Raw genomic sequence first — 13880 nt, forward strand, 5'->3', positions numbered from 1 at the left:
TGTCAAGTAATATTTCAACAATTATATAATTTTTTTCCTACTTTTTCAATCGTTCCACCATGACCAAAAATGGTGGGGTATTGACTTGGTTGAGCGGTTTGTAAAGCATGGCTGTATAGACGGTCTGGTCTAGCTGGCTGATAAAGTCTAAGACTGCATCCTTCTCAAGAGCTCCACCCTCGTGACCATAGTAAATCATGATAGCCAAGCGACCGCCAACAACAAGACGGTCAAGGACTTTTTCGATGGCCTGAAGAGTAGTTGCAGGCAAGGTAATGACTGATTTATCCGCCGAAGGTAGATAGCCCAGATTGAAAATCGCTGCCTTGCACTCCTCCACATACTGGTCTAGATTTTCGTGTCCTGTCAAAACCAATTGAGCATTAGTCAGCCCAGCTTTTTCTAGTTTTTCAGCCGTTGTGGTCAGGGCTTGTTCCTGAATATCAAAGGCCACAACTTTTCCTGCTCGCTGGGCTAAAAATAGCGTGTCATGGCCATTTCCCATGGTCGCATCGACCGCTAGGTCCTGGTCGGTTAAAATTTCATCTAAAAAGGCATGAGCCATGTGTAAAGGTCTAAGCATTTTCACTCCTTAAGCTAATAATCTTACATAATATTCGGTCAAGGTGGCTTCGTCCACCTTTTTGCGTTGCTGCAACCACCAGCTGACCGTCTCCACAAAAGTGGTCACAACAAAATGTACCAGCAAATCCTCTGGAAGATTCCCCTTGTCCTGCATGTAGTCTTCAACCACTTTTGGAAAAATGTCGTGTTTCAGCTCCGCTTCCAGTTCTCTTAGAAAATAGGCATTGCGGGACAATAAAAGGCTGGCAACTCGGTCTTGATTGGTCCGAAAGTGTTTGAAAATATGGGCCAACAAGGTCTTCACATCCGTATCTTCACGACCTGTAAATAAGTGGTGAAAGAGGTCATGACAAAGTTCTTCTAATAAAGCTTCCTTACTGGCATAGTGGGCATAGAAAGTGGAACGCCCCACATCTGCCAGGTCAATAACATCCTGCACGCGCATCTCGTCATAGCCCTTATCATTTAATAAGGTCAAAAAAGCCTGAAAAATAGCTCTTTTTGTTTTTGCAATTCGTCTATCCATTTTTCGTACATTTCAAACAATTTGTTCAGAAAAAGACAAACCGTTTCTCTTGTTTCTAGTTTTTCGGCCCATTACAGTGCATAATAAACCTATAAACAGTATAACACAGAAAGGGAATCTCATGTCATCTTCTAAAAATACATTTATCGCTTTTCTCCTCAATCTCAGCTTTTCTATCATCGAGTTTATCTTTGGCTGGCTCTTTGGTTCCAGCGCTATCTTAGCAGATGCTGTTCATGATTTGGGTGACGCCCTCGCCATCGGAAGCTCTGCCATCATGCAAACCTATGCCAACAAGCCTGCTGACAAGGTCTATCCCTTTGGCTACAAGAGATGGAATATTTTGGCCGCTCTCTTGACTTCTAGTATTCTGATTATCGGCTCCAGCTTGATCCTTGTGGAAAACATTCCCAATCTCTTCCATCCCCAGCCTGTCAATCAAGATGGGATGCTGGTGCTTGGGATTTTCGCTGTCATCATCAATTTCCTTGCTTCCCGTATTGTAAAAAATGGCCATAGCCATAATGAATCCATTCTCAGCTTGCACTTTTTAGAGGATATTTTGGGATGGCTGGCGGTCATCCTTGTTTCCATCATTCTTCAATTTACTGATTGGTACTTTCTAGACCCATTACTCTCACTGGGTATTGCTATCTTCATCCTCGCCAAAGCCCTGCCAAAAGCCTGGAACAATGTCAAGATTCTACTTGAAACAAGTCCGCAAGGAGTAAATCTTGAAGAAGTGAAAGGAGTCCTCCTGGCTCTTGAAAACGTTCACGAAATCACTCAGCTAAATGTCTGGACCATGGATGGATATGAACATTGCGCGACGGTGACGGTCAAACTGACAAATCCTGCTGTAGCAGACAAGACCAAAGCAAAAATACGAAATTCTCTCATTACCTTTGGTATTGTCCAGAGTACCATCGAAATTTTGTAAAAAAAAAAATAAAAAATATCACATTTTCCTCACCCATTTGCGAATAAATAGGTATGAAGACAATTATCCTATTTTTCCTTGGAGCTTCTATCGGCTCCTTCTTGGGATTGGTCATCGACCGTTTCCCTGAACAGTCCATTATCGCACCCTCTAGTCACTGCAATTCCTGCAAGCGACGGCTCAAGGCCTGGGACCTAATACCCATCCTATCCCAGCTTTCCACAAAATCCAAATGCCGTTACTGCAAGGCGAAGATACCCTACTGGTATCTGGGACTGGAATTCTTAGCTGGTCTATTGGTCCTGCTCTGCCATTTTCAAGTCCTAAACCTAACCGAAACCATTCTTATCTTGGCAGGGCTTGTTTTGACCATTTATGACATCAAGCATCAGGAATACCCTTTTGCTGTCTGGCTCGTTTTTACTTTTATAGCTCTGCTACTCTCCCAGCTCAACTGGCTCTTCTGTGGCCTTTTGGTCCTGGCCTATCTGACTGAAAAATGGCAACTCAATATTGGATCTGGTGATTTTCTCTATCTGGCAAGTCTCTCTCTTTTGTTTGACTTTACTGAAATTCTCTGGATTATTCAGCTTAGTTCCATCCTAGGTCTGGCCATCTTTTTCATCTTCAAACCAAAATCCCTTCCCTATGTACCTTTTCTATTTTTGGCCAGTCTCATTATCAATATCACTCTCTAAATCGAGCCTAGCTCGATTTTTTTGGTATAATAGGAAGAATAAAGGAGAAAGCTATGACAGTTTTTACAGATGACAGTTTAACCCTGCATACCGATCTTTATCAAATCAACATGATGCAGGTCTATTTTAATCAAAACATCCACAATAAACATGCTGTGTTTGAAGTCTATTTCCGTTCACAACCTTTTAAAAATGGCTATGCCGTCTTTGCCGGCTTGGAGCGTGTCGTAGACTACCTAAACAATCTTTCCTTCAGCCAGACGGATATTGACTATCTGACTGACTTAGGTTATCCGCAGGATTTCCTCGATTATTTGGCAAATCTAGAAATGAACTTGACCGTTCGTTCTGCCAAGGAAGGCGACCTGGTCTATGCCAACGAACCTATTATGCAGATTGAAGGTCCTCTTGCTCAGTGCCAGTTGATTGAAACAGCTATTCTCAATATCGTCAACTACCAAACCCTGATTGCTACCAAGGCCCGTCGTATCAAGGCAGTCATTGAAGAAGAGGCGCTTATGGAATTTGGTACCCGTCGTGCCCAAGAAATGGATGCTGCCATTTGGGGCACCCGCGCAGCCTTTATCGGCGGCGCTTCTGCCACTTCCAATGTTCGAGCAGGTAAAATCTTCGGCATTCCTGTTGCTGGTACCCATGCCCATGCCCTAGTCCAAACCTACGGCGATGATTACAAGGCTTTCAAGGCCTACGCTGAAACCCACCACGATTGTGTTTTCTTGGTAGATACCTATGATACCCTTCGAATCGGTGTTCCTGCCGCCATAAAAGTTGCCAAGGAAATGGGCGATAAGATTAACTTCAAAGGAGTGCGGATTGATTCTGGTGATATGGCCTATATTTCCAAGAAAGTCCGTCAACAATTGGATGAGGCTGGTTTCACGGAGGCGAAAGTCTACGCTTCCAACGACCTGGATGAAAATACCATCCTCAACCTCAAAATGCAAAAGGCAAAAATTGATGTCTGGGGAGTGGGCACTAAGTTGATTACAGCCTATGATCAACCGGCCTTAGGCGCTGTCTACAAGATTGTATCCATCGAAGATGAAGACGGAAGCATGCGCGATACCATCAAACTGTCTTCAAACGTGGAAAAGGTATCGACACCTGGCAAAAAACAAGTCTGGCGCATCACCTCAAAAGAAAAAGGCAAGTCAGAAGGTGACTATATCACCTTTGCGGATACAGATGTCAGCCAAATGGACAGCATTTATATGTTCCATCCGACCTATACCTACATCAACAAGACCGTTGAAAACTTCGATGCCCGTCCTCTCCTAATTCCAATTTTTGAAGAGGGCAAGCAAGTCTATGAATTACCAAGTCTAGCGGAAATTCAAGCCTATGCCAACCAAGAATTTGACAAGCTCTGGGACGAATACAAACGTGTGCTCAACCCACAACTCTATCCAGTTGACCTGGCCCAAGACGTCTGGGATAACAAAATGAACATCATCAACCGCATTCGCAAGCAAAGCCAGGCCAAATCCATCTAAGAAAGGTAGTCAATGACCCTACAAGAAACCATTATCAAGGAACTAGGTGTCAAGCCAAGCATTGACCCAAATGAAGAAATCCGTCGCTCCATCGACTTTCTCAAAGAATACCTTAAAAAACATCCCTTTTTAAAAACCTATGTCTTAGGCATTTCTGGTGGACAGGATTCAACCTTGGCTGGTCGTTTGGCCCAGCTGACCATGGAAGAAATGCGGGCGGAAACAGGTGACGATTCTTATCAATTTATCGCAATCCGCCTCCCTTACGGTGTGCAGGCTGACGAATCTGATGCCCAAGCCGCCCTAGCCTTTATTCAACCAGATGTCAGCCTAACCATCAACATCAAAGAATCAACAGATGCCATGGTGGCTGCAGTCAATGCAAATGGGCTTGCTATGTCTGATTTTAATAAGGGAAATGCTAAAGCCCGCATGCGTATGATTGCCCAATATGCAGTTGCCGGCGAACGCAAGGGAGCTGTGATTGGAACCGACCATGCCGCCGAGAATATTACCGGCTTCTTCACCAAGCACGGTGATGGTGGTGCAGATATCCTGCCCCTCTTCCGCCTTAACAAGCGTCAAGGTAAGCAACTTCTAGCTGAACTGGGGGCAGATGAAAAACTCTACCTCAAAGTTCCTACTGCAGACTTAGAAGAAAACAAACCTGGCCTTGCTGACGAAGTCGCACTTGGTGTTACCTATAACCAAATTGACGACTATCTCGAAGGTAAAACCATCGACCCTCAAGCTCACACCATTATCGAAGGATGGTGGAAGAAAACAGCACATAAACGCCACCTGCCAATCACTATTTTTGATGACTTTTGGAAATAATACTCTTCGAAAATCAAAATCAGACCTTGTTGACTTGATTTGATGACTGAAAAGCTTCTGTGGAGGTTTTCAGCCTGTTCCCTTGAAATATAAAAGGAACAGCGTTCTATCTACATCATATCGATACGAACTATGTTCGCTCTAGCTCCAACCTACTAAGATTCCCCGAACCTTGTTGTAGCGAACAGGTTCGCTCTAGCTCCAACCTACAAAGGTTCCCCGAACCTTGTTGTAGCGAACAGGTTCGCTCTAGCTCCAACCTCCAAAGGTTCCCCGAACCTTGTTGTAGCGAACAGGTTCGCTCTAGCTCCAACCTACAAAGGTTCCCCGAACCTTGTTGTAGCGAACAGGTTCGCTCTATCTCCAACCTACAAAGGTTCCCCGAACCTTGTTGTAGCGAACAGATTCGCTCTATTTCCAACCTCCAAAGGTGCCCCAAACCTTGTTGTAGCGAACAGATTCGCTCTATTTCCAACCTCCAAAGGTGCCCCAAACCTTGTTGTAGCGAACAGGTTCGCTCTATCTCCAACCTCCAAAGGTTCCCCGAACCTTTGGAGCTAGTCTGATTTTGATTTTCATTGAGTATAAAAATTGACCCCTGACCATATTCAATCGTCAGGGGTTTTTGTTGTGGCTTTATCAGGTAGAAAATCCTCTCGAAGACAATACGACGAGAGGATACATGCGAATACGGATAGAAAAATCCTAAGTTTAGGAATTGCACGATATAAGGGGATCCGTATTCTATTCTGCCTAGCTTGAACAAAATTTTCTTTATTCAAAAGGACTTCTTAAAAAAGTGAACAATTTGAAACCAACTACTGCTAAGTAGGCATAAATAAATTGAACTCTTCTTAAACTACATATGATTATAAGTCATAACCTACATAATGTCAAGTATTTTCAAATATTTTTCACTATTCTTTCAAAATAAAATCGACCCTACCAGTTAAACACAAACAACTATCGGAAATATAGGATTTTTTTAAAGTAAAAAACGAGCATTATTTGGAACAAGCAACTAATTTCTTCGTTAATTTATAAACGAGATAAGCCAAAACACCTCCAAGTGTATTTGTCCAGAGGTCATCCACTTCAAATACCCGCTGGGCATCAATGAGTAGGTCTAGTAATAACTGGGTAGACTCAATAAACAGACTCATGCAAAAGGTATAATGAATAACAGCTCCAAGGCTCCGCCATTTTTCAAAAAGGAAAAGGAGAAGAAAAACCAGAGGGAAGAGTAGAAAAATGTTGGTGAAATTCTGCAAGAATATCCAGCCTAAATCTGCCAGGCTATCTACCTTATCACCATTGACAATACTATTAAAGGGAGTGGGGAGTAGATAGAGTCGTCCAATCTGAATGATGCCTGGAGTTGAGAAGTCTTTGTATTGAGGGTACCAGGACTGAGGAAGAAAACAGAGTAAAACAATAGCCAGAGCGTAGGCCCCAGCTAAGGTTTTACAAATTTGTCTTCCTAGCTTGGTCAAATCCCCATCTGCTTGGAAGATTTTTCTCATGCCTGAATACCTGCCTTGGCTTTTGCTGCGGCGATGCGAGCACGCGCCTTTTCGCGATCTTTTTTGAGCGTATTGGAACGCAACTGTCCACATGCCGCATCAATATCCGTACCATGTTCCTGACGAACAACACAGTTAACCCCATTTTTCTTCAATACATCAAAGAAAGCCAGGGTCCGCTCTCTAGTTGAACGACTGTACTGGTCATGCTCACTAACCGGGTTGTATGGAATCAAGTTGATATAAGACAATTTGCGGATATTCTTGGTCAAATCAGCCAATTCTTGCGCCTGTTCAACCCCATCGTTGACCTCATTAAGCATGATGTACTCAAAGGTCACACGACGATTAGTCACCTTGATATAGTCCTCGATTGCCTCGAACAATACTTCGATTGGATAACGGCGGTTGATGCGCATGATGCTGGAACGAAGGTCGTTATTTGGCGCATGGAGAGAAACAGCCAGGTTAACCTGAACACCCTCACGGGCAAAATCACGGATTTTTGGTGCCAAACCAGAAGTAGAAACCGTAATGTGACGGGCACCGATTGCCAAGCCCTTGTCGTCATTAACCACTCGCAAGAAGGTCATAACATTATCGTAGTTATCAAGTGGCTCACCGATACCCATAACCACAATATGGCTGACGCGCTCATTCTGATTGCGCTCATCTAGGTATTTCTGTACCAACATAATCTGAGCCACAATCTCACCACTGGTCAAGTCCCGTTGCTTAGGAATCAAACCTGAGGCACAGAAGGTACAGCCGATATTGCAACCTACCTGAGTGGTTACACAGACTGACAGACCATAATGCTGGTGCATCAGAACTGTTTCAATCAACATACCATCTGGCAATTCAAATAGGTATTTGATCGTACCGTCCTTAGACTCCTGTACAATCCGTTGTTTGAGTGGGTTGACCACAAAGTTTTCTTCCAATTTTTCAATCAAAGACTTAGGCAAGTTGGTCATTTCCGCAAAGGACTGGACACGGGAACGATAGAGCCATTCCCAAATCTGTGTCGCACGGAATCTCTTTTCCCCATTTTCTAAAATCCAATCCACTAGATTGGCTTGACTAAAGGCATAAATTGATGGTTTCATGATTCTCCCTACTTCTGACGGATGACAAAGCTACGCTTAGCCTCATTCATCTCTCGATTATTCTGTTTGCGGTCACGCTTCTGACTACGCTCCGTCTGGCTGGACTTGGCACCCGCATTTTTCATAGTAAAATGACGTTGCTCTGACTGCTTGTTCTGCTGCTTCCCTTTTTTCTGACGGACACTACGATTTTCATTCATTTCTTTTGGCGCAATAGGCTCCGTCCGCTGCTGATTTCTGTTACGATTGCGTGAACGACTCCGCTTGCGACGAGGTCTGTCTTCCTCCTCAGCAGGCAAGTCCTGAGGATTTGGATTGGCTAAGACGAAATAAGCACAGCCAAAATTACAGAATTCCGTCAAATAATCATCCAAACGACTGATTTTAGAGTCAGACTTAACTATCTTATCATCCTTATAAAAGCCCTTCAAACGCAGTTGCTCATTGCCCCAATCGCCGACAATATAGTCAAACTTGAGCATCAACTGTGAAAAACGCTGACCGAAAATAGTCTGGTCAAAAGCCTCTTTATAGTCTTCCACAAGGTCTAGTTCAATATTTTCAGATACAACCTTATCCCCCACACGAGCAAAACTTGGTCCAGGATACTTGTTGTAGTTATACATTTCTGGTGAAATATCTTTTTTCATGAATCCTCCAATCTAATAATTTCTTCATACAGTTTATTTCTATCTAACCCTACTATTATACCACGATTTGACTTGAAATTCTTCTAGTTTAAGTTTTCAAAGAAATTTCAGACAATTTTAATGAAATAGCAAAAAGGACGAATTACTCGCCCTTTGTTTTCTTCAAATAGTCAATAGCATCCTGAGCTGTCTTGACAGGTACAACTTCAATGTCCAGCCCTGCCTTCTCAGCTGCCTCTTTAGCCTCTTCATAGTTGGTTTTAGCTGTTGGATCCTCTTTCAAAATCTCTTCATCAACTGGATTATTGGGAACAAAGAAGATACTTGCTCCAGCCTTGGCTGCAGATAATACCTTCTTATCTGCTCCACCAATATCACCAACGCTACCATCCTGCTCAATGGTTCCAGTTCCTGCAATCACACGCCCATCACGCAAGGTTGGATCAGACAGTTGGGTATAAATAGCAAGGGTAAACATGAGACCAGCACTTGGGCCACCGATATTGCCTGTTTGGAATTCAATCGGCACTGAACTCTTCACTTCCGTATGGTCTACAAGAGTAATCCCAATCCCGTTTTTACCATTTGAGAGTTTGATAATTTGACCATCAGCTGATTTTTCCTGGCCACCGCTTACATAACCAACGGTCACATCACTGCCCAATTCCAAACTGCTGACATATTTAATCAGGTCTGGTGAGGATTCAAAGGTTTTTCCATTGATGCTGACAACAGTGTCCGCAATATTGAGAATTTCCTTAAAAGTTGAATCTTCGGCCAAAGCTAGAACGTAAACCCCGAAGAAATCCATGCTGACCTCTTTGCCAGCCAAGGTCAAACCTTGGTACTTGGCCATATTTTGTGAAGTTTCCATGTAGAACTGGGCAATGCGGAAGTATTCCTCGCTGTCTGCCCCACCTGTCATCTCCTCAGCTGAACTGACACTTGTGTATGGGTCAAACTGGGCTGCCAAGAGTTGCAGTGCCGTAGCCTGCTGAACTGACACATAGGTAAAATTGTAAGAACCGTCCTCTTCATCAACCTTATCGTTGACTGTCAATACCTGACGAACATCCATAGCACCACCCGGCTTTTCCAGATAGTATGGTAGGGGTACAAAGACCGTAAACCAGATCAATAGAGTACCTAAAACAATAGAGCTAATCAGAAGTATTTTTTTATTTTTCTTCATTCTTTTTTATCTCCTCACTGACAACTTGGGGAACATAGGGGCTAATATCTTGCTGATAATGAATCAATTCTCTGATTTGACTAGAAGATATATTCCGATACTCTGGTTTAGACATGAGATAAACCGTTTCAAGTTCCGGAGCTAGTTGGCGATTAAAATAGTCAAAATTAGCTTCATATTCAAGGTCAATTCCATTACGCAGACCACGAACGATATGACTAACCCGTCGCTCACGGGCCACATCAACCACCAATTCCTGACCAGCTAAAAAGACCTCAATCTTCTCATTTCCCTCAAAAACTTTTTGTAGAAGGGCTAGACGCTCCTGCCCTGTAAATAAACCTATTTTATTGGGATTGAAAAAAATACCCACATAAAGCTTATCAAACAGGCCACTTGCTCGCTCAATAATATCAAAATGCCCATTGGTAATGGGGTCAAAGGATCCTGTGAACATTCCAATCTTATCTGACATAAACGGTTACCTTACTAATTCCATAGATTTTTTCCTTCCAAATGCCCAGCTCTGCTATTTCCTCCGGAAGAGAAACGGCCTTATCCGTTTCGCAAACCACCATGACCTCTTGGGACAAAAGCTGGCGCTGACACAGCTCAGTGATATCTGCTACGATGTCCTCGGCTGCATAGGGAGGGTCCAGAAAGACCAGATCGAAGGATCCGCTCAAGTGAGCCAAAGCCTGCTTGGCTTCCATGGATAAAAGCTGAAACCTGCTATCTTCCTTGGTCATGCGGATATTGTCGCGGATAATGGCTTGCGCTCTCCGATCACGCTCGACCAGAACTGCAGCCTCCATGCCGCGAGAAACAGCCTCGATAGACAAACCGCCACTTCCTGCATAGAGGTCCAAGACTCGACCACCATCAAAATAAGGACCAATCATATTGAACATGGCTCCACGGACCTTGTCCGATGTGGGTCTAGTCGTCCTACCTCCTAAAGTTTTTAGCGGACGTCCGCCATAAATTCCTGATACAATTCTCATAAAGAATATTATAACAAAAAAACGACTGGACGGCTCAATCAAACTAAAAAAGGAGATTGCTCTCCTTTAATCTATGGATTATCTGTAGATGATGTTGCTGGCGTTTCACTTGCAACTGGACTTTCTGCGCTAGTTTCAGTAGCAGTTGATGCTTCCGTCACTGGTGTTTCCGTAACGGGCGCTTCACTGACCTCGGACACAGGAGGTGTGCTTGTGTCTGCTTGGCTAGCAGGTGGAGTATAAGTCGTCGTAGCATTTGGGCTACTATAGGTATTTTGCGCCGGAGCTATATAGGTATTGGTTTCTGCCTGATAAGTCGTTTCTTCTTGATAGGTTGCCTCCTCTTGATAAACTTCCTCTTCAGATACCGTGCTTGTTGCTGTTTCAACCTCTTCTGTCACTTCACTGCTAGTCGAACTTGCAGAGGAACCATTCCTTTCAGCTTCTAATTTCTTAGCTGCCTCAGCCCTAATCAATTCAGCCTGTAATCTAGCTTTAGTCTGGGCATCCGTCAAATTATCTGCTGCAACCTTTACCTTATCAATTCTGGTCTGTAGCTCTTGCTTTTTAATAGCCGATTTCAATTTATCAACTGCAGCTTGAGCTACTTCTAATTTCTCCTTGCTAGGATTTCCTTCAAGCGCAATCACAGCATTTTCTGCCGCCTTATAGGTAGGATCTTCGCTAACAAGTTCTTGTCTAGCTACCGAAGTTTCCGTTTTTGTCTGAGTTCCTTTATACCAGCTTGCAACTAAACTAATCAGCAAGACAAGTACCATAAAGGCAACAATGCCCACTTCTGCTGGTGACAATTTTTCAAATTTTCTATTCATCATTCGTTCCTTATGCTATCTGATTGGTCAGAAAAATTAACCTCTTCTACCACTAAATGTGCTGTACTGACCTATTTGGCAGTCTTTACTTTTCCATTCCAGCCATTTAAACCGTAGCTTAAAATATAGATCTCCTTAAAACCTTGTTTCTTTAAGTAAAGAGCTGCTGGCGTAACCAACTGACCACGATCATTTTCATACATCAAAACAGGCTTGTCCTTGCGTAAAGCTGCTGTTGATTGGCGTAATTGTTGGTAGGGAATATTTCTGGCACCCAGAATATGCTTGCGACCGAACTCACTTGGATCACGCAAGTCAATCAACTGTCCACCATGAATTTTCTCTGCAAATTCTGCATTATCAATCACAGTCGCTGCACGACGCAATCTCCAGTAATTAAAGCCCATCCATGAACCTAAAATAATAACAAATACGAGAAATACCCACAAGGCTTCCACTATCTACTCTCCTTCAACTTCTGATACTCTAATTCCAAACGATGTTCCCGTCTCAAAACCAGCTCGGCTTCCATGTAGTCCAACCTATCCAGAAGACCTGCCTGATAGACACGATTTAGCTCTATCTGCATCATCTCAATGTCATACAAGCGATTGCCCATATAGATGATTATACCAAAACGTTTTAGCAACTGTTGCACATCGTATAGTCGTTTCATATATAAAATTTTAGCAGAATATCCGAAGATTTTCAATACAAAAACGCAATCGGTCTTGTCATTTTTTAAGCCAAAAAAGATTGGGTTCTTGCCCAATCTCATTCGTTATGCTATCCAGCCCTTTTCCTGTGCCACCTTAACAGCAGCGGTGCGGTTTTCAGCACCCAGCTTGGACAGGATAGAGGTCATGTAGTTGCGGACCGTTCCGTCAGATAGGTAGAGATGGCTGGCGATTTCCTTATTGGACAAACCATCTGCCACCAGCTTAAGTAGCTGACTTTCTTGGGCTGTCAAGGGACTGCGTTGGGTTAGGAGAATGTCCATCAACTCTGGCGAATATTCCTTCCGCCCCGCCAAGACCGTTTCAATGGTCCGCATGAGGTCTGCGATGGAGCGTTCCTTGAGCACATAGGCATCCACATCTGCCTTGACCGCCCGCTCGAAATAACCCGGTCGCTTGAAGGTGGTCATGATGACAACCTTGACAGGCAAGGCTTGCCCCCGCACCCATTCCAAGACATCCAGGCCCGTCTTTTCAGGCATTTCTATATCTAAGAGCACCACATCTACTGGCTCTTTTTCCAAAAGAGCAATGGCCTGACTGCCGTTTTCTGCCTGTAAAACAGCCTCAACCGCATCTTGAAAGCCCAAGAGCTGACAGAGGGCGTCCCGCAGCATTGCTTGGTCTTCTGCGACTAAGATTCTCATTCTACCACCTCCTCAATCGGAATTCGGATGGACAGGCGGGTGGGCTTGGCTAGAGAGGTAAATTCCAAACTTCCTTTCACCGTTACCAACCTGTCCTTTATGGTATACAATTCCTGACCAGTCAACTGGGCAAAGCCCACACCATTGTCTTCGTAGTATACAACCAATTCTTGCTGGTCCTCTTCAAATATCAAACGGCACTTGCTTGCCTGGCTGTGCTTGAGCAGGTTATTAGCCAACTCTCTCAGCACCATAGCCAGCTTGTTCTGGACAGGCAAGCTGAGCTGCTCTGCTATTTCCCCGCCCAAGACGACCAAATCCACTCCTGCCAAGTACAACATCTGCTGTAAAATCTGGAGTTCCTCTGCCACGGTGTGCTGCTTGAGGGACTGGACACTGCATGGAGTCCTTGGCCAAGGTCTGAAGGTCTGCCACCTCCTTCTTGGCCTGGTCAATCTGGTCGTGGTCTAAAAGTGTCTGGACCAGCTCAGCCTTGACAGACAGCATGGCAAAGACATGCCCCAGTGTGTCGTGCAAGTCCTGACCGATACGGTTGCGTTCATTCTCAGCCAGAAGGAGATTGATGGACGCATTCTGTTCCTGTAGGCGTTGCTGAAGAGCTTCCCGCTTGGTCTCAATCCAGCTGAAAATTAGCAAGGCCAAGCCGAAAAAGTGGATGACAAGTGCAAAGGCTCTCATCTCAAAAGGAACAGGGCCAAAGAGAGCCCAAAGAATAATAGCCAGCAACAAAATCCCGTAGGACACCGTCCGATAGGTCGGTCGATTCTCTTTATAATACCAGCCCAGCATATTGGACAGGTTGAAGATAAAGAGGGAGAATTGCAGATTGCCCCAAAAACTCATGACGGCGATATAGCCAATCAGGTAAAACCAAGCCAGCATGGAATAAAGCTTGTGGTCAGTGTAAAAGAGGGAGCAATAGACTAAAGCAAAGAGAATGGTCGCTAGGACCACTGCCGTCGGATTTGGACTATACTGGGCATAGTAAAAGGGAAAATAGAGAAAGACCATGCCCACGAAGAACATGAGTGGTACCTTTCTTTTTTCAAATATCATCTGTCACC

The 13880-nt window shown here is 44.0% G+C and carries 18 protein-coding genes; 4 read left to right on the forward strand and 14 right to left on the reverse strand.

Annotated elements, in window-relative coordinates; all coding sequences use genetic code 11:
* Nucleotides 1-37: 37 nt before the first annotated feature.
* Together RFK25_RS02060 and RFK25_RS02065 are read right to left on the reverse strand one after the other, a co-directional pair.
* Complete coding sequence (locus RFK25_RS02060) at nucleotides 38-583, reverse strand: tRNA (mnm(5)s(2)U34)-methyltransferase (protein WP_332411103.1); 546 nt, start codon at nucleotides 581-583, stop codon at nucleotides 38-40.
* Nucleotides 584-592: 9 nt separating this feature from the next.
* Nucleotides 593-1111 (reverse strand): TetR/AcrR family transcriptional regulator, encoded by a 519-nt coding sequence (locus RFK25_RS02065; protein WP_172050682.1) that lies wholly within the window; start codon nucleotides 1109-1111, stop codon nucleotides 593-595.
* A 121-nt stretch (nucleotides 1112-1232) separates the two neighbouring features.
* On the opposite strand from RFK25_RS02065, the gene RFK25_RS02070 reads away from it, so the two are divergent.
* The 4 genes from RFK25_RS02070 to nadE are packed head-to-tail and all read left to right on the forward strand — an operon-like array spanning nucleotide 1233 to nucleotide 5100.
* On the forward strand, nucleotides 1233-2051 hold the full coding sequence (locus RFK25_RS02070; protein WP_332411108.1) for a cation diffusion facilitator family transporter: 819 nt from the start codon (nucleotides 1233-1235) through the stop codon (nucleotides 2049-2051).
* A 53-nt stretch (nucleotides 2052-2104) separates the two neighbouring features.
* On the forward strand, nucleotides 2105-2749 hold the full coding sequence (locus tag RFK25_RS02075) for a prepilin peptidase (protein WP_332411110.1): 645 nt from the start codon (nucleotides 2105-2107) through the stop codon (nucleotides 2747-2749).
* Nucleotides 2750-2802: 53 nt separating this feature from the next.
* The gene (locus RFK25_RS02080; RefSeq protein WP_332411111.1) at nucleotides 2803-4263 is read left to right on the forward strand and encodes a nicotinate phosphoribosyltransferase; all 1461 of its coding nucleotides are present in this window, start codon (nucleotides 2803-2805) and stop codon (nucleotides 4261-4263) included.
* Between the two features lie 12 nt (nucleotides 4264-4275).
* Nucleotides 4276-5100, forward strand: a complete 825-nt coding sequence (gene nadE, locus RFK25_RS02085) for an ammonia-dependent NAD(+) synthetase (RefSeq protein ID WP_332411113.1) — start codon at nucleotides 4276-4278, stop codon at nucleotides 5098-5100.
* A 1004-nt stretch (nucleotides 5101-6104) separates the two neighbouring features.
* Here the strand turns inward: nadE and RFK25_RS02090 are convergent.
* From RFK25_RS02090 to RFK25_RS02145, 12 genes are all read right to left on the reverse strand, one after another.
* Complete coding sequence (locus tag RFK25_RS02090; protein WP_332411114.1) at nucleotides 6105-6623, reverse strand: VanZ family protein; 519 nt, start codon at nucleotides 6621-6623, stop codon at nucleotides 6105-6107.
* Nucleotides 6620-7732, reverse strand: a complete 1113-nt coding sequence (rlmN, locus tag RFK25_RS02095; RefSeq protein ID WP_332411116.1) for a 23S rRNA (adenine(2503)-C(2))-methyltransferase RlmN — start codon at nucleotides 7730-7732, stop codon at nucleotides 6620-6622. Before rlmN ends, RFK25_RS02090 begins: the two co-directional genes overlap by 4 nt.
* An 8-nt stretch (nucleotides 7733-7740) precedes the next feature.
* Complete coding sequence (locus RFK25_RS02100; protein WP_332411118.1) at nucleotides 7741-8382, reverse strand: YutD family protein; 642 nt, start codon at nucleotides 8380-8382, stop codon at nucleotides 7741-7743.
* Between the two features lie 142 nt (nucleotides 8383-8524).
* Nucleotides 8525-9574, reverse strand: a complete 1050-nt coding sequence (locus tag RFK25_RS02105; RefSeq protein WP_332411119.1) for a SepM family pheromone-processing serine protease — start codon at nucleotides 9572-9574, stop codon at nucleotides 8525-8527.
* On the reverse strand, nucleotides 9561-10049 hold the full coding sequence (gene coaD / locus RFK25_RS02110; RefSeq protein ID WP_332411122.1) for a pantetheine-phosphate adenylyltransferase: 489 nt from the start codon (nucleotides 10047-10049) through the stop codon (nucleotides 9561-9563). The genes RFK25_RS02105 and coaD overlap by 14 nt, the downstream gene beginning before the upstream one ends.
* Complete coding sequence (gene rsmD / locus RFK25_RS02115; RefSeq protein ID WP_332411125.1) at nucleotides 10039-10578, reverse strand: 16S rRNA (guanine(966)-N(2))-methyltransferase RsmD; 540 nt, start codon at nucleotides 10576-10578, stop codon at nucleotides 10039-10041. Before rsmD ends, coaD begins: the two co-directional genes overlap by 11 nt.
* A 71-nt stretch (nucleotides 10579-10649) precedes the next feature.
* Nucleotides 10650-11411 (reverse strand): serine protease, encoded by a 762-nt coding sequence (locus RFK25_RS02120; protein WP_332411127.1) that lies wholly within the window; start codon nucleotides 11409-11411, stop codon nucleotides 10650-10652.
* A 71-nt stretch (nucleotides 11412-11482) separates the two neighbouring features.
* Entirely contained in the window at nucleotides 11483-11818 is a 336-nt protein-coding gene (locus RFK25_RS02125) for a rhodanese-like domain-containing protein (protein ID WP_332411231.1), read from the reverse strand.
* A 50-nt stretch (nucleotides 11819-11868) separates the two neighbouring features.
* Entirely contained in the window at nucleotides 11869-12087 is a 219-nt protein-coding gene (locus RFK25_RS02130) for a YqgQ family protein (protein WP_332411129.1), read from the reverse strand.
* A gap of 105 nt (nucleotides 12088-12192) precedes the next feature.
* Nucleotides 12193-12795 carry a response regulator transcription factor gene (locus RFK25_RS02135; RefSeq protein ID WP_332411131.1) on the reverse strand — a complete coding sequence of 201 codons (603 nt, stop codon included), beginning with the start codon at nucleotides 12793-12795 and terminating at the stop codon, nucleotides 12193-12195.
* Nucleotides 12792-13049 (reverse strand): hypothetical protein, encoded by a 258-nt coding sequence (locus RFK25_RS02140; protein WP_332411133.1) that lies wholly within the window; start codon nucleotides 13047-13049, stop codon nucleotides 12792-12794. Before RFK25_RS02140 ends, RFK25_RS02135 begins: the two co-directional genes overlap by 4 nt.
* Nucleotides 13027-13872 carry a sensor histidine kinase gene (locus RFK25_RS02145; protein WP_332411135.1) on the reverse strand — a complete coding sequence of 282 codons (846 nt, stop codon included), beginning with the start codon at nucleotides 13870-13872 and terminating at the stop codon, nucleotides 13027-13029. Before RFK25_RS02145 ends, RFK25_RS02140 begins: the two co-directional genes overlap by 23 nt.
* Nucleotides 13873-13880: the final 8 nt, after the last annotated feature.

Origin of the sequence: Streptococcus sp. SS-4456 (genome assembly GCF_036680365.1) — a bacterium.
In the GTDB taxonomy this organism is placed as follows: Bacteria; Bacillota; Bacilli; order Lactobacillales; family Streptococcaceae; genus Streptococcus.